Source organism: Rothia sp. HMSC068E02 (genome assembly GCF_001813565.1).
GTDB lineage: Bacteria > Actinomycetota > Actinomycetes > Actinomycetales > Micrococcaceae > Rothia.
Window position 1 is genome coordinate 680,692 of the sequence record NZ_KV812882.1, and the last position, 20,920, is coordinate 701,611.

Here is a 20,920-nt window from a genome sequence, read left to right on the forward strand (position 1 = left end):
TTCTGTGTACCTGCCCGCATCCGCGCCTGTAGTGGCTTTTTAGCTGCCGTGGTGCGGTCTCTGTCCCCAGCAAGGACGGCATTTGTGACTGACCAGTCTGTTCACCTTGATTTTGGTGCTCCGAGCACCGAGTCGATTCCCCCGCGCATTCCCGGTCGGGTGCGTCTGGGCGTGATGGGTGGAACCTTCGACCCGATTCACCACGGACACCTGGTGGCAGCTAGTGAAGTTGCCGCCGTGTTCGACCTGGACGAGGTCGTGTTCGTTCCGACCGGTCAGCCCTGGCAGAAGGTGGGGGAGCGGCACGTGAGCGACGCTGAGCATCGCTACCTGATGACGGTGATTGCGACCGCGTCGAACCCGCGTTTTACGGTGAGCCGTATTGATATTGACCGTGGCGGCGCCACCTACACCTTTGATACGCTTAACGAGCTGCGCGCCCTGCGCCCGGATGCTGACCTGTTCTTCATTACCGGCGCGGACGCGATTAGCCAGATTATGACCTGGCGCAATGCCCATAAGCTGTGGGATTTGGCGACTTTTGTGGGTGTGACCCGCCCCGATCACGATCTGGATCCGCCGCTGGCAGAGGGTCGTCATATTACGACCCTGAAGATTCCTGCGATGGCGATCTCTTCGACCGATATTCGTCGCCGCGCAGCTGAAGATGCCCCCATCTGGTACCTGGTGCCGGATGGTGTGGTGCAGTACATTGCTAAGTACGGCCTGTACAAGAAGGACGCTTTGACGGCGTACCGTGACGGCTTGCCTCACGTGAAAGATGAGTCTGGGCAGGCACCCCAATCGACGAATAATGAGGGAACACATGAGTGAAGCTACGGGTTCGAAGCCCTATAGCGAGGACGAAGCGTACCTCTACGAGACGTACGTGACCGAGGACGGCATTGAGGTGCCGCCGCCTACTAAGGTGATGGGTCCGCGCCGTCTTGCCCGCTACCGTGAAGAAGTTGCCGAGTACCTGCGTGCAGCCCGCCGCGGTGAGCCCGCGAAGCCTGTTGCGAATATGGGCTCCGTGATTCATGCGGACGCTATTGACCCGCAGGTTCTGGCTGTTCAGCGTCGTTTTGCGGCGCTGGCGGCGCAGGGCAAGATTGACACTGAGGCGAACGATGAGGAGAAGCTGCACGAGCCTGCTCCTCTGACCAGTAGCCTGCGTATTCTGCGTCCCGAAGAGATCGCGCAGAACCGTGTGGATGCGACCAGCCCCTCCGCGGTGGATAACCCGATGACTTCTTCAATCCCTGTCATTGCCGTGGTCAAGGAGGAGAAGCCGGAACCCGAGCTGCACCAGTACCTGGTGCGCGATGAGCCGAAGGTTGAGGAGCTGGACAGCTCTGACGTTGAGGCTGAGCAGACCGAGGTCGCTTCCGTTGAGGAAGAGACCGTTGAGGTTGCTGAGGTTGAAGAGTCTGCTGACGAACTGCCCACCCGCGTGAGCGCAGTGAACGCGCAGGGTCTTGACCTGAGCGTGTTGGATAGCGCCTCCGCAGGGGATACCGTAGATTCGGTGGACGGCGACCCGACTGTTGCTCTGAGCCCGGATGAGGTTGAGGAGCTGCTGCAGCGCATGGTGGATCGTCAGGATCCCGAAGAGGCACTGGTTGAGGAGACTGCCGAAGAGTCTGAAGAGGACTCTGAGGATGAAGAGTCTAAGTCGGCTGAGTCGAAGTCTGCTTCGGCTGCTTCTGCTGAGGCTCCGGAGGAAGCTGAGGAAGAGTCTGCTTCTGAGAGCGCTGTTGAGAAGGCTGAAGAGGTTCTGCAACCTGCGCAGAAGACCTCCCTGGCGTGGCTGTGGATTGTGCTGCTGCTTGCCCTGGTCGTTGTTGGTCTGATTATGATTTTTGGCCCTAAGTAGGCCGTGAACAATGCACCCCTGTTGCGGGTGCTGCCGGCGGATGTTCTGCCGGCAAGGAAGGAAAATATGACTGCTGCACAGTCCTCGATTGAGGCTCTGCGCATTGCCGCCCGCGCTGCGGAGGAGAAGCAGGGAACTAACCTGTTCGCTGTGGATGCATCCGACGCGATGGGCCTGATTGATGGCTTCCTGGTGGTTTCTGCCCACAATGAGCGCCTCGTGAACGCTGTTGCGGATGAGGTTGAGGACGCTCTGCGTGAGCAGGCTGACCTGAAGCCGGTTCGCCGTGAGGGTCGTTCCTCGGGTCGTTGGATTCTGCTGGACTTCGGCGATATTGTCGTGCATGTTCAGCATGAGGAGGACCGCGAGTTCTACGCTCTGGATCGTCTGTGGGCTGAGGCCCCGCGTATTGAGCTGGGTGTTGAGAATGAGGCTCCCTTCGACATCGAGGGTGAGACTGAGGAAGATGCTGCACGCATCATTCCCGCTCAGGATGAGGCGTAGGCTTCCGCTTGATTTTTAGCTGATGAGGGGTGGGCTCTGCTGGCGCTGTATGGTGCCGCGGGGTCCGCCCCTTTCGGCGTGTTTGACCTGCAGGTCGAGGGTGTTTTTGCTTGCCCGGTTGCCGCTTCTGCTTACCCAGTTGCCCCAGAACTTTTTGGATTTTTGGGTGCGCTGGTTTGCATCGTTGTCCGTGGTGTGTGTAATATATTCATGTTGCCTCGTTGAGGTCACTAACAGAATATGGGGATATGGCGCAGCTGGTAGCGCACCTGCATGGCATGCAGGGGGTCAGGGGTTCGAGTCCCCTTATCTCCACGTTTTCCTCGATTGAGGAGCTTTTCGCCCGGTTCTTGTGAATCGGGCGATTTTGCTATCTGCCGGTAGTTTTCGGTAGCCGACAGTTCTTTAGAGCTGACGGTGTAGTGAGTAGTTAAGGAGTCACTCATGGGAGCGCACGCACATCACGGCCACCACGGGCATGACCATTCGCATGCCCCGAGCCCGGAGGACGCCGCCTCGATGCGTCCGCGACTGCTGATTGCGTTCAGTCTGGCGGTCGTTATTGTGTTGGCGCAGGCGATTGGTTCGTTGGTCACCGGAAGTCTTGCGTTGCTGACTGATACGGCGCACGCTGTTACGGATGCCTCGGGCCTGCTGGTGGCGCTTACGGCGGCTTCGCTCATGACGCGCCCGGCAACGTCCCGCCGCACGTGGGGTTTCCGCCGTATTGAGGTGCTTGCCGCCCTCGGGCAGTCGGTGCTGCTGCTGGCGGTGGGTATCTACACGGCGGTGGAGGGCGTGCATCGCCTGTTCGCCCCGCCGGAGGTGCCCGGCACCGAGCTGCTGATCTTTGGTGTGGTCGGCCTGGTGGCGAACGCTATTGGTATTGCGGTGCTGGCTACGGCGAGGAACGCGAACTTCAATATGCGTGCCGCGTTCCTGGAGGTGCTCAATGACGCCCTGGGCTCGCTGGGCGTGATTGTGGCGGCTATCGTGATTTGGCTGACCGGCTTCTACCAGGCGGATGCCCTGGCGGGTCTATTCATTGCGGCGCTGATTGTGCCGCGTGCAGTACGTTTGATGAAGCAGACCACGGCGGTGCTCATGGAGTTTACCCCGGACGGCCTGGACCTGGACGCGATGCGTGAGCACATGCTCCGCGTTGAGGGCGTGGTGGAGGTGCACGACGTGCACGCCTCGATGGTGGCGACCGGTCTGCCGGTGGTGACCGCGCACGTGGTGGTTGCCGATTCATGCTTCCATGACGGGTCTGCGGTGACGATTCTGGACCATATCCGTTCGTGTGTGGCGAGCCATTTTGAGGTGTCGGTTGAGCACTCGACCTTCCAGCTGGAGACCGCCGAGCTGGGTGGTCGTGAGCCGGACTCGGTTCGCCACCCCTAGGCTGGCTCGCGCAGGTTTTGCCTCGCGTAGATTTTGCCCATGCTTCGCCGGCAGGTCTGCCCGCCGCGGTAGATAGAGCAGAAATAGCAAGCCAGAACAGGTACCAGAACCAGAGATAGCGGGGGAGAAGTGACCGTTATATTTGGTGGCTTCAACACGCAAAAGATACACTCTTTAGGGAGCAAAAGGTGCTCCTCACCCGCACACTTTGACAGGTCCGCTGGCTGGCTCTTTAGCTTGATAGCCGCGGTAGCCTGCAACGATGAGCGCCTCAGCCCAGCTGAAACGGAATAGCTGGAACGCAACAGCCGGCGGGCGCATCCTGGAATTTTTGACGAGAACAACCACGATTAGCAGCAGATACGGAACACTATGCATTCACCTATTGCCACTTACCTGACCGAGACCCTCGAGTCGGTCGCTTCTGATACCTCCGGTGAGTTGGCAAACTACATTCCGGAACTTGCCGCCGTGGACCCGGACAAGCTTGCCGCGTCCATCGTCATGGTTGATGGTGAGCAGTACGCCGCCGGTGACTCCGATGTGGAGTTCACGATCCAGTCGATTTCTAAGCCGTTCGTGTACGCCCTGGCGCTCGCGGACCGCGGCTATGATGACGTGCTTGCGAAGGTGGGCGTGGAGCCTTCCGGTGAGCCGTTCAATGAGCTGTCCCTGGAGGACGGTTCCGGTAAGCCGCTGAACCCGATGATTAACGCCGGCGCGATTACCACCCATTCGCTGGTGGGTCCTCCCGGTGCGACTCAGGGCGAGCGCATGGAGCGCGTCATTTCTGGTCTGTCTGCGTTTGCGGGCCGCCGCCTGTCGGTGAACGAGCGCGTGTACGAGTCTGAGCTGGAGCACGCGCACCGCAACTACGCGATTGCGCACATGCTGCGCGGCCACGGCATCCTGACCGGCGACCCGACCGTGGCGGTGCAGGGTTATACCCGCCAGTGCTCGCTGATGGTGACGGTTAAGGATTTGGCGTTGATGGCGGCGACTTTGGCGAACTATGGTGTGCATCCGGTGACGGGTGAGCAGGTGGTTCCTAAGACTGTGGTGCGTCAGGTGCTGAGCGTCATGTTCACGTGCGGCATGTATAACGCTGCGGGTGACTGGGCAACCCAGGTGGGTGTGCCGGCGAAGAGCGGCGTGGGCGGCGGCATTATTGGTGCGGTGCCCGGTCAGCTGGGTGTGGCGACGTTCTCGCCGCGCCTGGACGGTCACGGTAACAGTGTGCGCGGTGTGGAGCTGTTCGAGCAGTTCTCGGATGACATGGGCATGCACGTGATGAACGTGCCGACCGTGGCTCGTTCGGCGTTGCGCGCGAACTACCAGATCGGTTCGGGCGATGAGTCTATGCGCCTGATCCAGTTGCAGGGCCGTATCCGTTTTGCGGGTGTGGAGCGCGTAATCCGTGAGATTGTGGAATCCCCGATGGAGGGTTCCAAGGTCGCCCTGGACGTGACTCGCGTGTACGCGGTGGATGAGGTCGCTCAGAGCATGCTCCTGGAGCTGATGCGTCGTCTGAGGAATGACGGGTACAAGGTGTACCTGATTGATAATGACGAGACGATTACGAATACGGATGCGCTGCGCAGCATGGGTGTGAAGGTTCTGACGAACCCGACGGCAGTGACTTCTGCTGAGTCGGATGCTGAGCGTGTGGCTGAGGCGGACGCCGAAGAGGCTGCGGAGGCTGCGGCTCTGGAGGCACTGAATGCGCTGGACTCTGCTAAGGCGGAGCAGCCGGAAGCTTCGGAAACTGAGTAGGTTTCTCTCCGCGTACTTGATCGTATCTGCGTACTTGGCAGTACGATTGCGTGAACTTTATATATTGAGGCCCCTTTCCCGGGCGCGTTGTGAACGTGTTCTGGGGGAGGGGCCTCGCTGTACTTACCTAGAGTTGCACCTTGCGCTGTAGCTGGAGCTGTACCTGGATTGCCTGGCGGGGGTAGCTTAGTGCGCTGAGCGTGGTCTTCGGTGAGTGAGGGGACTGAAAGTACGTAGAGGTTCTTTAATGGCGCAGTTGTTAATCATTAAGTAATATTTTGAATTTTTCGATAGCTAACAGTGGTCTCATCATACACTCGTAATATGAACACTGTTCCACACCCAGAAACACCTATCGCTCCTCGTCAATCCGCTATCGTCAACCCCGTTACTGACCACATGGTATCGGGCGCCTCTGCCCGCGCCTCCATGGGGCGACGGGAACTCTTACAACACGTTGGTACCTTTGGCCTGGGCGCGGTGAGCTTCGGCGTGCTGGGTCTTGGCCTCACCGGTTGTACCCCGTCGAACACCCCATCGAGCAGCCCGTCCGGTAGTGCGTCGGCGAGCCCTTCTTCAACCCCTTCGGCAAGCTCGGCGGCTACCCCTTCCGCATCTGGCTCCGCAACGGGTACTGCATCCCCGACCGCCGCGGCATCTAAGACCGATTCTGCGACTGCGACCTCGTCGAACCCGGTTCCCGAAGCTCGTGCCTGGACTGGCCCGCAGACTGGCCTGCCGGGTGAGGGCAAGTATATTGCGTGGACGGTCGATGACGGCGCCGACCCGGAGGTGGTACGCGCCTACGCGGAGTTTTCCCGCCGTACCGGCACGCGCCTCACTTTCTTTATCAACGGTCAGTACCCGGCGTTTAGGCAGCATCGTGACCTGTTGTTGCCGCTGGTGAAGAGCGGTCAGTTGCAGATTGCGAACCATACGTATAGTCATGCGGCGTTGACGAGCCTGACGGATGAGCAGATTGTTCAGGAGTTGACCCGTAATGATGAGGAGATTAGGCGGCTTTTTGGGGTGTCTTCGAAGCCGTATTTCCGCCCGCCGTACGGGTATTATGATGCGCGCGTGTTGGCGGCTGCGGCGTCGTGTGGTTTTACGCGCCCGGTTCTGTGGTACGGGTCGTTGGCGGATTCGTCTAATATTTCTTCGGCTGAGGTGTATGCCTATGCGGAGAAGTATGCGTTGGCTCAGCATATTGTGATTGGGCATTTGAATTATCGGGGTGTGGTGTCTGAGCTGGACCGTATTCGGGCGTTGTTGGATCGGCGCGGGTTGAAGACGGTGACGATTCGCGACTATTACGGGTAGTGCGGGGGAGCCCCGGCGAGGGGTTCCGGTGGGTATACTGGGAGGCATGATGAAGCTTCCTCAGAACCCTATTCTTCGGCAGGTGTACCGCTTCCGTGAGTCGCTGCTGCTTCTGCTGTATTACTCGCTGTCTTTTCTGGGTGTGCGGTGGATGCGCACGGGGCATCCGCGTGTGGCGGCGGTGTGGTCTGTGGGTTTGTGGCTGAATTTGGTGCTGCGTGGCATGGGCCAGGTGGTGCGTATGCTGGTGCCGGTCCTGCAGGATGCGGAGGCGCGCCGTGCTCGTGCTGAGCGTGCCCGCGCCTACCAGCCGCGCTAACCTCACCGGCTGAGCTGACAGACTAGGCTGATATGACGAAGCCCCCTTGTACCGGTTCACGCAGAACCAGGACAAGGGGGCTTCGCTTTTAACGTTAGTTTGGTTTCTTCGTCGCTGGGATTTCTATTTCTTCGTTTTGCCAGTCCATTCGCAGGCGATGCCATCATCGTCTCTATCCAACTCAGCCCGATATCCAGGTTCACCCCGGTGTATGGGTGCGGCACCTGCGGCTCGGGCTTCAGCACAGTTCTTGTAATAGACGCTGGATTGCGCCGGTGCTTCCCGGGCAGGAGCTTCCTGAGTAGGCACCCTCTGAGCGGGGGCAACTGCCGCAGGCTCCTGAACTGGAGCCTGCGTTGCCACGCGAGTAGGCCTTGGTTTCGTGGCTCGTGGAGTAGGAGTATATGTCTCCCACGGAGCTACAGAAGGACTGGGAGTTGGTGAAGGCGAAGGAGTTCGTTTAGGACGTTTAGTTTTACTAGGCTTGGGTGAAGGGGTCTTTGAAGCAGAGTCTTTAGCAGGTACAGTTTTCTGTTCAGAGGTCTCCGTCGAGCAACCGGTCAACAACAGAGCACCCGCAAGAACACCAGCGGTCGCGGCGTGAATTTTCAACACAATATTCCTTTAGAAGTGAGTGGACAAGCGTGTTCACCGTAGAACACACACTCCAGTGTAAAGGAAAACAGCCCCACCCGCAGACAACATCGAGCCGCCCACAAAGAGCCCGACAAGGAAAGACACAGTGTGCGGGCATGGCAAAGCCCCCTCGCACCGGTTCGCACAGAACCGGCACAAGGGGGCTTCGCTATATCTGTTGCTTCGCCATATCTGGGGCTGTATGAGCCGGGGAGAGCTAGGGGAGTAGTCCCCGCCGGGACAGCTCTAGCCAGAACCGCTAGCTCTAGCCGGGCTGAGGCTAGGAGCAGTTGCCGTTCACATCGCAGGACGGACCCGCCTCCGCAGCATTGTTACCTGCCGCGTCACCAGCCGCGCCCGCCAGCGGGTTCAGGAACTCAACCTGATGAGTCTGCTCCCACACCTGACGCAGCGCCTGCACCAGCGCCTCCGCAGGCTGCGCACCACTGACCGCCCACTTCGACTCAATCAAGAAGAACGGCACACCATTAATGCCCAGCTGGTGCGCCAACTGCTCATCAGCGCGCACATCCACCGCGTAACGGTCGCTCTTCAGAACAGCCTCAACCTCGGCGGTGTCCAGGCCAATCTCAGAGGCGATATCCAGAATCGACTCGTGATCCTGCACCGAACGGCCCTGCGTGAAGTACGCCTTCTTAAACGCCTCCTGCGCCGCCGATGCCAAACCCTGCTCCGCCGCATAATGAATCACACGGTGCGCATCAAACGTGTTACCGTAGCGTGCCTGCCGCCAATTGAAATCCAAACCCACCTCGCGGGCACGCTCCGCCAATGACTCCTGGCTCGCAATCGCCTGCTCCAACGACATCTGATACTTGCCAGCAATCATCTCAGGCAACGAACCTGCCGGATGCTCCGTAGCCGACGGGTCCAGCTCAAAACTATGCCACACCACCTCAACCTCGTCACGGTGCTCAAACTCGGCGAGCGCCTGCTCCAGGTTACGCTTGCCCACGTAGCAGAAGGGGCACACAATATCGGACCAAATATCAATACGCATGGTGTCTATTCCTCTCACACTCGGATGGGGCAACTGCCGCAACTGTACGATCACCTAACGCCCCGGTTGCCGCGTTTATTCCCCAGCCTTTATTCCCGCGCGTTTATTCTCGCCGGGTACGGCAAAGCCCCCTCGTACCGGTCCGTAGGGGAACCGGGTCAAGGGGGCTTAGCACACGCGATATACGCGAGCCTATCGGCGGGCAGCTGCCGGAGCGGTAGTGGCAGTAGCTGCGGGTGCCGTCGTTGCCGCCGGCGCAGTGGTCGCACGAGCAGGCGGAGCCGTAGTGGGTGCCGCCGCAGGTGCAGTCGTAGCCTGCTGATTAGCCGCTGCCTCATCCTCATAGCGGGTAGTCGGTGCCTGAGTCGGAGCCTCAGTAGTCGGCTCCGGGGTAGGGGCCGGCGCCTCCGTAGTCGCCTCGGGGGAGGGGGTGTTCTCCTCCGGGGTGGGGGTCGGCGAAGGAGCCGCCGCCTTAATCTCTTCCTCGGATGCGTCACCGTAGTAGTCACGAACCGTCACCGCAGTCAGGCCGCGGTCATCAATCAGGCCCTTCACCTTATCCAGGATCGGGATGATCGTCTCGTAGTTCAGGTGACCCAGCACAATCTGCTGCGGCAACATGTAGCGGATGCAGCGCATGTAAATCACGCGGGAGCTGGTCTTCGCCTCGTCACCGGTAGTGCCGTTCCACATGACCGGGCGGGTAAAACCAATCTCACCGGCAGCCTTCAGCACCGCATCGTTGTAGCGGCCGTAGGGCGGGCGGAAGTACGGCTTCGACGAGACACCGAACATGCTCATAATCTCGTCTTCGTTACGCTGTAGCTCTTCCTTCACACCCTCAGCATCCAGGGTGGTCAGATCAGCGTGGCTGTAGGTATGGTTCGCAACCTGAATCTGGCCGCTCTGAACCAGCGGACGCAGCAACGACACATGCTCCTTAAAACCGGTGTAAGAAGCGTTAATGAAGAACGTCAGGCGAGTATTCGTACGCTTCGAGAACTCAGCGTAGCCGCGAATCGCCTCCGGGCTTGCGCCGTCATCAACAGTCCACGCAACATACTTGCCGTCACCAACGAGGGAATTGCCAACGCCGGGCCATTCGCGCGGCTTATCAACCGGGTTGCCAGCAGCGGCAACCGTCGGCGAATTCGTAGGTGCGGGGCGAGTAGCAGCAGCAGAGGTCTCGCCGCCAGCCTGATACGGAGTGAAATTACCGCTGGTGCCGTCGTAGTCATTCGACTTCTTCGAGCAGGCAGCAATCAGCGGAAGCATAGCAGTGCCGAGCACAAAAAGTCGGCGGTTAGGCTGTGAGTGGGTCATACTCTCCAGGATAACGCCCCCACCTGCAAGGAACGAATCTGAACAGCGAATACACCCCTAAATAATGCGCACATCACACCCCGCGCTCAGCACCACAGTATTAATAGGTATAAAAACTAGGTATAAGAACACAAAATCCTAAAGCCGCAAGCCGGTAACGCTCCGCTAAACTAGTGGGATGGAGAATTTGGGCACTCACGAACTGCGCAACCTTGTGAACGATGCTGCCGACGAGGCAGTCAACATCGGCTACCGTGTTGCAGACAGGCTGCACCGCTGGCGTGAAAAGCGCGCCATCGCTGCCGGTCGCGAGCCTATCCTCGTGCCCACCGAAGGCTACGGCCGTGCCGCCTCCGAAGGAAACCCCGGCTGGGTTCGCATCATCGCCCGCGCACTCTACAAGACGGTCAACCTCGAACGCCTGCTGCAGGTTGTAGAAGGCACCCAAGACACCGCCAACCCCATGCGCGGCTGGCGCTCTTTCACCGCAACCGCAATGTCCGATGCACCCGTCACCATCGTCATCGACGGCACCAAATATGAGGCGTACACCGACCGCGGCGGCGTGCTCGACGTCAAACTCAGCATCGACCTGGACCCCGGCATGCACGAAGTCATCATGTACGTGCCCGGCTCCCGCGCCGTAGCAACCAGCGTCTACATCGTTCCCGAAAGCCAGAAGCTCGGCGTCATCATGGACGTCGACGACACCGTCATGGTCACCATGCTGCCGCGCCCCCTCGTCGCCGCCTGGAACTCCTTCATTCTCGACGAGCACGCACGCATCCCCACCCCCGGCATGGCGGTCATGACCGACCGTATCCGCCGCAGCCACCCGGATGCGCCGTTCATGTACCTATCCACCGGCGCCTGGAACATCACCCCGACCCTGCGCCGCTTCCTCAGCCGCAACGGCTACCCGCGCGGCACGTTCCTGCTCACCGACTGGGGCCCCACCCCCGACCGCTGGTTCCGCTCCGGAACCAACCACAAGGTCGAGTCCCTGCGCCGACTCGCCGAGGAATTCCCGCAGATGAAGTGGATCCTCGTCGGCGACGACGGGCAGCGCGACCCGTACATCTACAACGGCTTCGCGGTACGCTACCCGGACAACGTGGCGGCAATCGTCATCCGCAACCTGACCGTGGGGGAGACCATGCTCGCCTCCGGCCGCGTGTGGAGCGACTACCGCGCCGAACAGATGATGCGCTCGCCGCTGTGGATTGAAGCCACCGACGGCGTAACGCTGAGCAAGAAGCTGCGCGAGCTGGGCCTGATTGATTTCTAAGCGGTTACTGCTCGCCGGTTGCTAAAACCAGCGCTGATACCCAGTAAACCCACCGCAGATACCGCGAAATGCCGGTATATGCGGTGGGTTTTGGTGTTTCAGCGGAATTAACCAACTTAAACCCACGACACACCGGCTCACCAAAAAGAGTTAAAAATCTTTTCTACAGCTTTAATCACATAGCTTAAAGCCGCTCGAAGGGGGTTAACCCTCGTCTTTAAGAAAGTCCGTTCTGCTTTAAAACCGCGCCGTTCCGCGCAAGAACGCGTGAGAGCGAAGATCTCTTTAAAATCAAGCCCGAATCTGCCGGGTTTTATGCCCCCGAAAGCATACATGAGGTTAACTAAACCTCAACTCAGCGGGCGAATGAACCCTTAAAAATCCTGCCCAACTTAAACCCCACCTGTGGATAACCCGGCGCACCCCGCGAAAATACGGCGAACTAGCCCCGCGGCAGGGTGTGGATAAGCTGTAGACACCCCCTCTTAAGTGGGTTCAACTGTGGGTTTATCGAACGAAACACGACCCTCGCACCACATCATCTTGTGGTGCAGAAAAATCTCGACACTAGATGTAGTATTAATACTCGGTTCCACCACTACGGCACTTTTGGGCGCCCTGCCCCAGAGCAGGAAACCGCCACGCCCCACTAGGAGGGGGCAGTGGACGGCACAGCGCCCGCCGTAAACAACACGTGGTGAACCACAAACGAAACACGCCAGATTCATTCACGAGATAAGCCCGCCCGAGCGGGAGAAAGTAAGAGGCACTCCCATGGTAGTGACCGTGTACACCAAGCCCCAGTGCGTCCAGTGCAACATGACCTACCGCGCCCTCGACGCGAAGGGTATCAGCTACACCAAGGTTGATATCACCGAAGACGCTCAGGCCCTCGAAATGGTCAAGTCCCTCGGCTACATGCAGGCACCCGTCGTCATCGCAGGCGACGAGCACTGGTCCGGCTTCCAGCCCGACAAGATCAACGCTCTGGCAGCGTAACAACCCTGCCGAAACCCGTACAAACGGAAAATCGGCACGGAACCACACCGGCCCACGAGAATAAGGAGTACAGATTGAGTACCGCCCTCACGCCCAACCCCGTCGACGAGCACGCAGAAATCCGCAAGATTCTTATGGATGCACGCAATGCTTCCGAGGGTCGAGCGACCGAGGACGAACTGGACGATACAGCGCCACTCATCGTGTACTTCTCCTCCATCTCCGGTAACACCCACAAGTTCGTGGAGAAGATCCGTGCCCGCCGCCTCCGCCTGCCGCTGCGCACCGGCGAAGACACCCTCATTCTTGATGAGCCGTTCGTGCTCATCGTCCCCACCTACGGCAAGCCCGAAGGCGCCGGTAACGTTCCCCCGCAGGTGGTTAAATTCCTGAACGTGGAGCAGAATCGCCACCACATACTCGGTGTGATTGGCTCCGGCAACACCAACTTTGGTCCGCTCTTCGGTATCGCGGCAGACATTGTCGCCAAGAAGTGCGATGTGCCCGTGCTCTTCAAATTTGAGCTCATGGGCACCGATTCAGATGTAGAAAAAGTCAACGAAGGATTGGAAGCATTTTGGACGCAAAACTGCCCTCAGCACTAGAAACTCTCGGTGCGAGCCACAACGGCAAGAGCGTGCCCGAGAAGTTCAAGGGTATGAGCTACCACGAGCTGAACGCACTGCTGAACCTCTACGATGAGAACGGCCAGATTCAGTTCGATGCAGACCGTCAGGCGGCACGTCAGTACTTCCTGCAGCACGTCAACAACAACACCGTCTTCTTCCACGACCTGGAAGAGAAGATCGAGTACCTGATCGAGAACCAGTACTACGAGCCGGAACTCTTCGACAAGTACAACTTCCAGTTCATTAAGAACCTGTTCAAGCGCGCCTACGCCGTGAAGTTCCGCTTCCCGACCTTCCTGGGTGCCTTCAAGTTCTACACCTCCTACGCGCTCAAGACCTTCGACGGTCAGCGCTACCTGGAGCGTTTCGAAGACCGCGTCTGCATGGTCGCACTGCTGCTGGCAGAAGGCAACGAGAAGCTCGCCGAAGACATCGTCGACGAGATTATCTCCGGCCGTTTCCAGCCGGCAACCCCCACCTTCCTCAACGCAGGTAAGCGTCAGCGCGGCGAGCTCGTCTCCTGCTTCCTGCTGCGCATGGAAGACAACATGGAGTCCATCGGCCGCTCCATCAACTCTGCACTGCAGCTCTCCAAGCGCGGCGGCGGCGTGGCATTCGCCCTGACCAACCTGCGCGAGTCCGGTGCGCCCATTAAGAAGATTGAGAACCAGTCCTCGGGCGTTATCCCCGTCATGAAGCTGCTGGAAGACGCCTTCTCCTACGCAAACCAGCTCGGCGCACGTCAGGGTGCCGGTGCCGTGTACCTGCACGCACACCACCCCGACATCTACGCCTTCCTGGACACCAAGCGTGAGAACGCTGACGAGAAGATCCGCATCAAGACCCTCTCCCTGGGCGTTGTCATCCCCGACATCACCTTCGAGCTGGCGAAGAAGAACGAGGACATGTACCTCTTCTCCCCGTACGATGTGGAACGCATCTACGGCGTGCCCTTCTCCGACATCAACGTCTCCGAGAAGTACTACGAGATGGTCGATGATGCACGCATCACCAAGACCAAGATCAACGCGCGTGAGTTCTTCCAGACCATCGCAGAGATCCAGTTCGAGTCCGGCTACCCGTACGTGATGTTCGAAGACACCGTCAACCGCGCGAACCCCATCGCCGGTAAGATCATCATGTCCAACCTGTGCTCCGAGATCCTGCAGGTTTCTGAGCCGTCCACCTACCACGCTGACCTCGGCTACGAGACCGTCGGTAAGGACATCTCCTGCAACCTCGGCTCGCTGAACATTGCACTGACCATGGACGGCGACGACTTCGGCAAGACCGTGGAAACCGCGATTCGTTCGCTGACCTCCGTCTCCGACCAGTCCGACATCCGCTCCGTACCCTCCATCGAGCGCGGCAACAACATGAGCCACGCCGTGGGTCTGGGCCAGATGAACCTGCACGGCTACCTGGCACGCGAGCACGTCTACTACGGTTCCGAAGAAGCACTGGACTTCACCAACATGTACTTCTACACCGTCGCCTACCACGCAATCCGCGCCTCCATGCAGATTGCTAAGGAACGCGGCCAGCGTTTCGAGGGCTTCGAGAACTCGAAGTACGCATCCGGTGAGTTCTTCGCAAAGTACATTGAGAAGGAATGGGCACCGCAGACCGAGCGTACCCGCGAACTGTTCGCTAAGCACCACATCCCCACCCGTGAAGAGTGGATTCAGCTGGCTGCTGACGTGGCACAGTACGGCATGTACAACCAGAACCTGCAGGCTGTTCCGCCGACCGGCTCCATCTCCTACATCAACGGTTCGACCTCTTCGATTCACCCGATCGCTTCGAAGATTGAGATCCGCAAGGAAGGCAAGCTCGGCCGCGTCTACTACCCGGCACCGTACATGACCAACGAGAACCTGGAGTACTACCAGGACTCCTACGAAATTGGTTACGAGAAGATCATCGACACCTACGCTGTTGCAACCCAGCACGTGGACCAGGGCCTGTCGCTGACCCTCTTCTTCCGCGATACCGCAACCACCCGCGATATCAACCGCGCCCAGATTTACGCATGGCGTAAGGGCATCAAGACCATCTACTACATCCGTCTGCGTCAGATGGCTCTTGAGGGTACCGAGGTTGAAGGCTGCGTATCCTGCATGCTCTAGCCCGAATGCTGTGACGCATTCAGCCTGAGCTGGCACACTATAACTAAAGACTGGAAGGGGCGGTTACGGTAAACACGCAAACCGCCTGCGCGACTGGCTGGCCGCGCGTGGCACCGTAACCGCCCCTTAAGAATCGGAGAATTACTAATGAGCGAAAAGGTGAAGCTCGTCGACCACGTGGTCGAGGCTATCAACTGGAACCGTATTGAGGACGAGAAGGACCTTGAGGTTTGGGATCGTCTGACCGGTAACTTCTGGTTGCCGGAGAAGGTGCCGCTGAGCAACGACGTGCCCTCCTGGAAGACCCTGACCGAGGAAGAGAAGCAGCTGACCATGCGCGTCTTCACCGGTCTGACCCTGCTGGACACCATCCAGGGTACTGTCGGTGCTGTGTCCCTGCTGCCGGACGCTGTGACCGCGCACGAAGAGGCCGTGTACACCAACATTGCGTTCATGGAGTCCGTGCACGCAAAGTCGTACTCCTCGATCTTCTCGACCCTCGCCTCCACCAAGGAGATTGACGAGGCGTTCCGCTGGGCTTCTGAGAATGAGCACCTGCAGAAGAAGGCGAAGATTGTTCTGTCCTACTACACCGGTGACGACCCGCTGAAGAAGAAGGTTGCCTCCACTCTGCTGGAGTCCTTCCTGTTCTACTCGGGCTTCTACCTGCCCATGTACTGGTCTTCGCACGCGAAGCTGACCAACACCGCTGACCTGATTCGTCTGATTATTCGTGACGAGGCAGTGCACGGCTACTACATTGGCTACAAGTTCCAGCGCGGCCTGGCGAAGGAGTCCGCGGAGCGTCAGGCAGAGCTGAAGGAGTACACCTTCAACCTGCTGTACGAACTGTACGAGAACGAGGTGGCGTACACCCACTCCCTGTACGACGGTGTGGGTTGGAGTGAGGACGTTAAGAAGTTCCTGCACTACAACGCTAACAAGGCTCTGATGAACCTGGGCTACGAGCCGATGTTCCCGGCGACCGTGACTAACGTGTCCCCGGCAATCCTCTCGGCACTGTCCCCGAACGCTGATGAGAACCACGACTTCTTCTCCGGTTCCGGCTCTTCCTACGTGATCGGTAAGGCTGTGAACACTGAGGACGAGGACTGGGACTTCTAAGGCGGAGACTTCTATCCTGGGACTTCTAAGCCCCTTCTCGCCTTGAGATATCAGGCTGAGATAAACCGACCCCCGCGTATCCACTGTGGATGCGCGGGGGTTCCGCCGTTTAACCGGGCTATTTAACGTGCCAGGATGCCCAGGCTTCCCCGGTATAACCTGGCGCGGAAGCGGCGGAGAAGCAGGGGAGTAGGAGCGGTCTTTCTGGTTCCGGTTGTCGGAATTTTTACCTTCACCCCGTAGCATAAAAAATTATTGATATATCGGGGTGCGGGGCGTACTCTGATACGACTAACTATCAACGCAGATTTGAAAGGAACATCATGCGTTCAGTTGTTATGGAAGCCCCCGGCAAGGTCGTCGTCAACGAAGTTGAGAAGCCGACCCTGCTCGAACCCACCGACGCCATCATCAAGCTCGCCGCATCCTGCATCTGTGGCTCCGACCTGTGGCCCTACCGCGGCGCACAGCCCGTTGACCACCGGGCAATGGGCCACGAATACATCGGTGAGGTCGTCGAGGTCGGCTCCGAGGTCACCACCGTAGCCCCCGGCGACTTCGTCGTAGGCTCCTTCTGCATCTCCTGCGGCGAATGCGAAACCTGCACCGCAGGCTACCCCTCCCGCTGCCTCAAGGCAATCGCGGCAGGCGACGCCTTCATTGGCGCACGCTCCAACGGCACCCAGGCAGAATACGCCCGCGTACCCTTCGCAGATGGCACCCTCGTCAAGACCCCCGCTGCACCCACCGCAGAGCAGATTCCGCACCTGATGGCGGCATCCGACGTGCTCGGCACCGGCTGGTACGCAGCAGACGCAGCGCAGGCAGGCCCCGGCAAGACCATCGTCGTTGTTGGCGACGGCGCAGTCGGCCTGAGCGCAGTCATCGGCGCTAAGCAGCTCGGCGCGGAGAAGATCATCATCATGTCCCGCAACCCCGAACGTCAGGCGCTCGCTAAGGCATTCGGCGCAGCCCACATCGTGGAAGAGCGCGGCGAAGAGGGCATCGCCAAGGTCATGGAGCTCACCGACGGCGTGGGCGCACACGGCGTCGCGGAGGCTGTTGGCACCCAGCAGTCCTTCGACCAGGCTCTCGGCTGCGTACGCCACGGCGGCTACATCGGCTTCGTGGGCGTTCCGCACGACAGCTCCATCGGCACCGATAAGCTCTTCGGCAAGCAGGTTCACCTGGAAGGTGGCCCCGCCCCCGTACGCAAGTACCTGCCGACCCTCATCGACCTGATTTACAAGGGCGAAATTGAGCCCGGCCGCGTCTTCGACATGGTTCTGCCCATTGACGAGGCGGCTAAGGGTTACGAGGCAATGGACCAGCGTACCGCTACCAAGGTTCTGCTGACTATGCCGTAATAGCCGCTCGTATCGCCGGTTCCTATACCGGCTGCTGTACCCGCAACCCGGCGTATATGCGCTACTAATCCCCGCACCGACCCTGTCGCTCCACGTGAGCGGAGGTCACCGGTTGCGGGGATTAGTGCGTTAAAAATTGGGTTTATTTGCCACCTTCCGGCGAGGTGAGGGACAAATGAGTGAGCCAAGGCATAGAATAAAAGAGCATGATTCGTACAACTCGAAGGATGACAATGACGAAGAAGCCTTTCCCTTCCGACCTCGAAATCGCACTTGCCGCCGATCTTTGGCCTATTAACAAGATCGCAGCAGACAACGGCATCAGCGAAGATCGCCTTGAACCCTACGGCAAGTATGTCGCTAAGGTCCTCCTCGACGAAACCACCAACGCAGAGACCGCCCGCAAGCGCGGCTCCAAGTACATCGTGGTTACCGCAGTCACCCCCACCCCGCTCGGTGAAGGTAAGACCGCAACCTCCGTCTCCCTCGCACAGGGCTTCGCCCAGACCGGCCGCAAGGCAATCCTGGCTCTGCGTCAGCCCGCAATGGGCCCGACCTTCGGCATCAAGGGCGGCGCAGCAGGCGGCGGCTACTCCCAGATTGTTCCGATGGAGAAGCTGAACCTGCACCTGACCGGCGACTTCCACGCCGTCACCGCAGCGCACAACCTGCTTGCCGCCATGATTGACAACCACCTGCACCACGGCAACGAGCTGCGCATCGACCCGCGCGCAATCGAGTGGCGCCGCGTTATCGACATGAACGACCGCTCCCTGCGCAACATCGTCGTGGGCCTGGGCGAACGCATGGACGGCGTGGTCCGCGAGACCGGTTTCGACATCACCAGCGCCTCCGAAATCATGGTGATTCTCTCGCTGGCAACCTCCTTCAAGGACCTGCGCGAGCGCCTGGCAAAGATCGTGATCGGCCTGAACTACGACGGCGAGCCCGTCACCGCAGCCGACCTGAAGGCTGACGGCGCAATGTCCGTCATCCTGGCAGACGCAATCAACCCGAACCTGCTGCAGACCCTGGAGCACACCCCCGCGCTGATTCACGCGGGCCCCTTCGGTAACATCGCAACCGGTAACTCCTCCGTGGTCGCAGACTACGTTGGTCTGGAGTACTCCGACTACGTGATTACCGAGGCTGGCTTCGGTGCCGACATGGGTGCGGAGCGTTTCTTCAACGTCAAGTGCCGCGTTTCCGGCCTGAAGCCGGACGCAGCAGTGCTCGTCGTAACCGTGCGCTCCCTGAAGTCCCACTCCGGCCTGTACAAGATCGTTCCGGGCAAGCCCCTGCCCGAAGGCATGCTGCAGGAAAGCCCCTCCGACGTGGAGAAGGGCGCAGAGAACCTGAAGAAGCACATCGAGATTGTGCGCAACTTCGGTGTTCAGCCGGTCGTGGCAATCAACGCCTTCCCGACCGACTTCGAGTCCGAGCACGAGACCATCCGCCGTATCGCTGAGGAAGCTGGCGCTCGCGTCGCTATCCACCGCGGTGTGGCTGAGGGTGGTAAGGGCACCACCGACCTGGCAGACGTGGTTGCTGAGGCATGTGACGACGTTTCGGATCTGAAGTACACCTACGATCTTGAGGACTCCATCGAGACCAAGATTGAGAAGGTTGCGACCAAGGTCTACGGCGCGGACGGCATTTCGATTGCTCCCGCTGCCGCTAAGCAGCTGAAGCGTTTTGCTGAGCTGGGCTACTCGCACCTGCCCGTGGTTATCGCGAAGACCCATCTGTCCATCTCTTCGGATGCAACTCTGAAGGGCGCACCGACCGGCTGGACCCTGCCCGTGCGCGAGGTTCGCCTGGCTGCAGGTGCCGGTTACGTCTACGCTATCTGCGGCACCATGCGCACCATGCCGGGCCTGAGCAAGAGCCCCGCAGCTGAGCGCATCGGCTTCGACGAGAACGGCGTGATGGTCGGCCTGTCCTAAAGCGGCTGTTCCAGCTGATTTATAGCTAGTGGAGGCGGCGCTCCTTCCCCACAGCGGGGGAGAGGCGCCGCCTTTGCTGTGCCCTATGGTGCTTTTGTAGAGTGCTCTGCCCCAGATACATGGAAGCATGAGGGGCGAATACGAGGTGCGCAACGCTTGAGGGCGAGGGAGCTCTTGAAAACAGAGTGAAACCAGACTGCAACCAAGCTGAAACCTGGCTACAACCAGACTGCAACCAGGGGGAGTGAAGGATCCTGAAACCCCTGGTGGAGGGGTCTTTCAACCTTTCATTGAGGCTTCTAGGGCGCCTGTTTTGAGGGCGGAATTGGTACGTGCTGGTTAATAATTGGGCTCTATTTGTGCTTGAAGGTCAGGTTTTATTAAACAATCTATAGAGGTTGATTTTTTAGTGACACACTGTCTTGCATTTTGTGAAAATACGGCATTGACTAGGTATTTTGCTTTTTGAAAGGGGTTTTAATGGGTGCACTCAGTGAACCTGAAAGTGGGGCTGATGTTATTGTTTTGTAATAAAACCTCTACTTTAGGGGGTACCTACAGGGGTAAAACAGACCAATTGATTTTGCCCTCGCGCGAATAATTGTGCAGATTTTGAACGGTGAGCAGTACATTTTTTCCTGCTCATGAAGTTGCAAGTACTTGAAGATACTTTCACCTTAACCCTCTACTTCCGCAGAATACCGGGCTAAAACTGTGTATTGAACCTTTGGGATTGCCGAGTGTGGAGCTTAAGTTAAAGGTGCACCGAAGTGCCAAAAGAGGGAAATTCTAAAATTATTTTGGGTGAAATAAGTCACGCTAAAACTCGAAAAAAATGAAATTGGTACGTATGGATACCCTAAAAAACACCTGTTTTTATTACAGAATGATTACAATGAGGCGCGGGTCACTAAATCCGGCTCTCCGTACCAAATTGGGTGGTAAAACAGCCCCCAAAAAGTTCGCTACTATTGAGTCATCAAGTAATCGTGAGATTTCCAAAGTCCTCGGGTTGCTTGTGTTTGAGTGAGTGATAGATACCCCTGGGTGTCATGAGAAGCGACTGTGTATCGATGCGCAGTCGCTTCTCTGTTTAACTTTTGAATTTCGGCGGACTTTTGAATTTCACTGAACCCTCAGCCAGGCGGAATCCAGCCGGGACCTAATCCGTGCTGAACCCAATCTGTACTGAGCCTAATCTGTACCGAGCATGCTCCAGAATCTGTTCCCTGTGCATCCCGCACAAGCAACCCGTACA

17 protein-coding genes and 1 tRNA gene are annotated in these 20,920 nt (G+C 58.7%); 15 read left to right on the forward strand and 3 right to left on the reverse strand.

What is annotated here, in order from left to right; genetic code table 11:
- Positions 1 to 84: 84 nt before the first annotated feature.
- From nadD to HMPREF2919_RS04430, 8 genes are all read left to right on the forward strand, one after another.
- Positions 85 to 834 (forward strand): nicotinate-nucleotide adenylyltransferase, encoded by a 750-nt coding sequence (gene nadD / locus HMPREF2919_RS04395; RefSeq protein ID WP_049350106.1) that lies wholly within the window; start codon positions 85 to 87, stop codon positions 832 to 834.
- The gene (locus HMPREF2919_RS04400; RefSeq protein WP_049356787.1) at positions 827 to 1,876 is read left to right on the forward strand and encodes a hypothetical protein; all 1,050 of its coding nucleotides are present in this window, start codon (positions 827 to 829) and stop codon (positions 1,874 to 1,876) included. Before nadD ends, HMPREF2919_RS04400 begins: the two co-directional genes overlap by 8 nt.
- A gap of 66 nt (positions 1,877 to 1,942) precedes the next feature.
- A complete protein-coding gene (gene rsfS, locus HMPREF2919_RS04405) occupies positions 1,943 to 2,380 on the forward strand; it encodes a ribosome silencing factor (protein ID WP_005505774.1) in 438 nt (145 codons plus the stop codon).
- A 242-nt stretch (positions 2,381 to 2,622) separates the two neighbouring features.
- Positions 2,623 to 2,695: transfer RNA gene (locus tag HMPREF2919_RS04410), tRNA-Ala, on the forward strand.
- Positions 2,696 to 2,824: 129 nt separating this feature from the next.
- Positions 2,825 to 3,784, forward strand: a complete 960-nt coding sequence (locus tag HMPREF2919_RS04415; RefSeq protein ID WP_070666416.1) for a cation diffusion facilitator family transporter — start codon at positions 2,825 to 2,827, stop codon at positions 3,782 to 3,784.
- 372 nt (positions 3,785 to 4,156) lie between these two features.
- Positions 4,157 to 5,557 carry a glutaminase gene (locus HMPREF2919_RS04420; protein ID WP_070605326.1) on the forward strand — a complete coding sequence of 467 codons (1,401 nt, stop codon included), beginning with the start codon at positions 4,157 to 4,159 and terminating at the stop codon, positions 5,555 to 5,557.
- Between the two features lie 399 nt (positions 5,558 to 5,956).
- The gene (locus HMPREF2919_RS04425) at positions 5,957 to 6,880 is read left to right on the forward strand and encodes a polysaccharide deacetylase family protein (RefSeq protein ID WP_371326256.1); all 924 of its coding nucleotides are present in this window, start codon (positions 5,957 to 5,959) and stop codon (positions 6,878 to 6,880) included.
- A gap of 46 nt (positions 6,881 to 6,926) precedes the next feature.
- Positions 6,927 to 7,199: a hypothetical protein gene (locus tag HMPREF2919_RS04430; RefSeq protein ID WP_239662317.1), complete on the forward strand. Its 273-nt coding sequence runs from the start codon at positions 6,927 to 6,929 to the stop codon at positions 7,197 to 7,199.
- Positions 7,200 to 7,322: 123 nt separating this feature from the next.
- On the opposite strand, the gene HMPREF2919_RS09355 is transcribed toward HMPREF2919_RS04430, so the two are convergent.
- The 3 genes from HMPREF2919_RS09355 to HMPREF2919_RS04440 all read right to left on the reverse strand — a co-directional run bounded on the left by HMPREF2919_RS09355 (position 7,323) and on the right by HMPREF2919_RS04440 (position 10,179).
- Positions 7,323 to 7,814 (reverse strand): excalibur calcium-binding domain-containing protein, encoded by a 492-nt coding sequence (locus HMPREF2919_RS09355; RefSeq protein WP_080977152.1) that lies wholly within the window; start codon positions 7,812 to 7,814, stop codon positions 7,323 to 7,325.
- A gap of 301 nt (positions 7,815 to 8,115) precedes the next feature.
- A complete protein-coding gene (locus HMPREF2919_RS04435) occupies positions 8,116 to 8,856 on the reverse strand; it encodes a DsbA family oxidoreductase (protein ID WP_049362743.1) in 741 nt (246 codons plus the stop codon).
- Positions 8,857 to 9,048: 192 nt separating this feature from the next.
- The gene (locus HMPREF2919_RS04440; protein ID WP_070506153.1) at positions 9,049 to 10,179 is read right to left on the reverse strand and encodes a polysaccharide deacetylase family protein; all 1,131 of its coding nucleotides are present in this window, start codon (positions 10,177 to 10,179) and stop codon (positions 9,049 to 9,051) included.
- Between the two features lie 178 nt (positions 10,180 to 10,357).
- On the opposite strand from HMPREF2919_RS04440, the gene HMPREF2919_RS04445 reads away from it, so the two are divergent.
- The 7 genes from HMPREF2919_RS04445 (at position 10,358) to HMPREF2919_RS04475 (ending at position 19,662) form a co-directional block, all read left to right on the forward strand.
- Positions 10,358 to 11,467: an App1 family protein gene (locus tag HMPREF2919_RS04445; protein WP_060824702.1), complete on the forward strand. Its 1,110-nt coding sequence runs from the start codon at positions 10,358 to 10,360 to the stop codon at positions 11,465 to 11,467.
- Between the two features lie 774 nt (positions 11,468 to 12,241).
- A complete protein-coding gene (nrdH, locus tag HMPREF2919_RS04450) occupies positions 12,242 to 12,466 on the forward strand; it encodes a glutaredoxin-like protein NrdH (RefSeq protein WP_005505794.1) in 225 nt (74 codons plus the stop codon).
- Positions 12,467 to 12,540: 74 nt separating this feature from the next.
- Positions 12,541 to 13,071 (forward strand): class Ib ribonucleoside-diphosphate reductase assembly flavoprotein NrdI, encoded by a 531-nt coding sequence (gene nrdI, locus HMPREF2919_RS04455; protein ID WP_049342045.1) that lies wholly within the window; start codon positions 12,541 to 12,543, stop codon positions 13,069 to 13,071.
- On the forward strand, positions 13,044 to 15,224 hold the full coding sequence (nrdE, locus tag HMPREF2919_RS04460) for a class 1b ribonucleoside-diphosphate reductase subunit alpha (protein ID WP_049345554.1): 2,181 nt from the start codon (positions 13,044 to 13,046) through the stop codon (positions 15,222 to 15,224). Before nrdI ends, nrdE begins: the two co-directional genes overlap by 28 nt.
- Before the next feature lie 147 nt (positions 15,225 to 15,371).
- Complete coding sequence (gene nrdF / locus HMPREF2919_RS04465; RefSeq protein ID WP_005505797.1) at positions 15,372 to 16,349, forward strand: class 1b ribonucleoside-diphosphate reductase subunit beta; 978 nt, start codon at positions 15,372 to 15,374, stop codon at positions 16,347 to 16,349.
- 323 nt (positions 16,350 to 16,672) lie between these two features.
- On the forward strand, positions 16,673 to 17,716 hold the full coding sequence (locus tag HMPREF2919_RS04470; RefSeq protein WP_070666419.1) for a zinc-binding dehydrogenase: 1,044 nt from the start codon (positions 16,673 to 16,675) through the stop codon (positions 17,714 to 17,716).
- Between the two features lie 233 nt (positions 17,717 to 17,949).
- Positions 17,950 to 19,662, forward strand: coding sequence for a formate--tetrahydrofolate ligase (locus HMPREF2919_RS04475; RefSeq protein ID WP_005508799.1), 1,713 nt, complete (start codon positions 17,950 to 17,952; stop codon positions 19,660 to 19,662).
- Positions 19,663 to 20,920: the final 1,258 nt, after the last annotated feature.

Coding starts and splice junctions, on each gene's coding strand:
- HMPREF2919_RS04400 (WP_049356787.1), top strand. CDS start 827: ATGAGTGAAGCTACGGGTTCGAAGCCCTATAGCGAGGACGAAGCGTAC.
- rsfS (WP_005505774.1), top strand. CDS start 1,943: ATGACTGCTGCACAGTCCTCGATTGAGGCTCTGCGCATTGCCGCCCGC.
- HMPREF2919_RS04415 (WP_070666416.1), top strand. CDS start 2,825: ATGGGAGCGCACGCACATCACGGCCACCACGGGCATGACCATTCGCAT.
- HMPREF2919_RS04420 (WP_070605326.1), top strand. CDS start 4,157: ATGCATTCACCTATTGCCACTTACCTGACCGAGACCCTCGAGTCGGTC.
- HMPREF2919_RS04425 (WP_371326256.1), top strand. CDS start 5,957: ATGGTATCGGGCGCCTCTGCCCGCGCCTCCATGGGGCGACGGGAACTC.
- HMPREF2919_RS04430 (WP_239662317.1), top strand. CDS start 6,927: ATGATGAAGCTTCCTCAGAACCCTATTCTTCGGCAGGTGTACCGCTTC.
- HMPREF2919_RS04435 (WP_049362743.1), bottom strand. CDS start 8,856: ATGCGTATTGATATTTGGTCCGATATTGTGTGCCCCTTCTGCTACGTG.
- HMPREF2919_RS04440 (WP_070506153.1), bottom strand. CDS start 10,179: ATGACCCACTCACAGCCTAACCGCCGACTTTTTGTGCTCGGCACTGCT.
- HMPREF2919_RS04445 (WP_060824702.1), top strand. CDS start 10,358: ATGGAGAATTTGGGCACTCACGAACTGCGCAACCTTGTGAACGATGCT.
- nrdH (WP_005505794.1), top strand. CDS start 12,242: ATGGTAGTGACCGTGTACACCAAGCCCCAGTGCGTCCAGTGCAACATG.
- nrdF (WP_005505797.1), top strand. CDS start 15,372: ATGAGCGAAAAGGTGAAGCTCGTCGACCACGTGGTCGAGGCTATCAAC.
- HMPREF2919_RS04470 (WP_070666419.1), top strand. CDS start 16,673: ATGCGTTCAGTTGTTATGGAAGCCCCCGGCAAGGTCGTCGTCAACGAA.
- HMPREF2919_RS04475 (WP_005508799.1), top strand. CDS start 17,950: ATGACGAAGAAGCCTTTCCCTTCCGACCTCGAAATCGCACTTGCCGCC.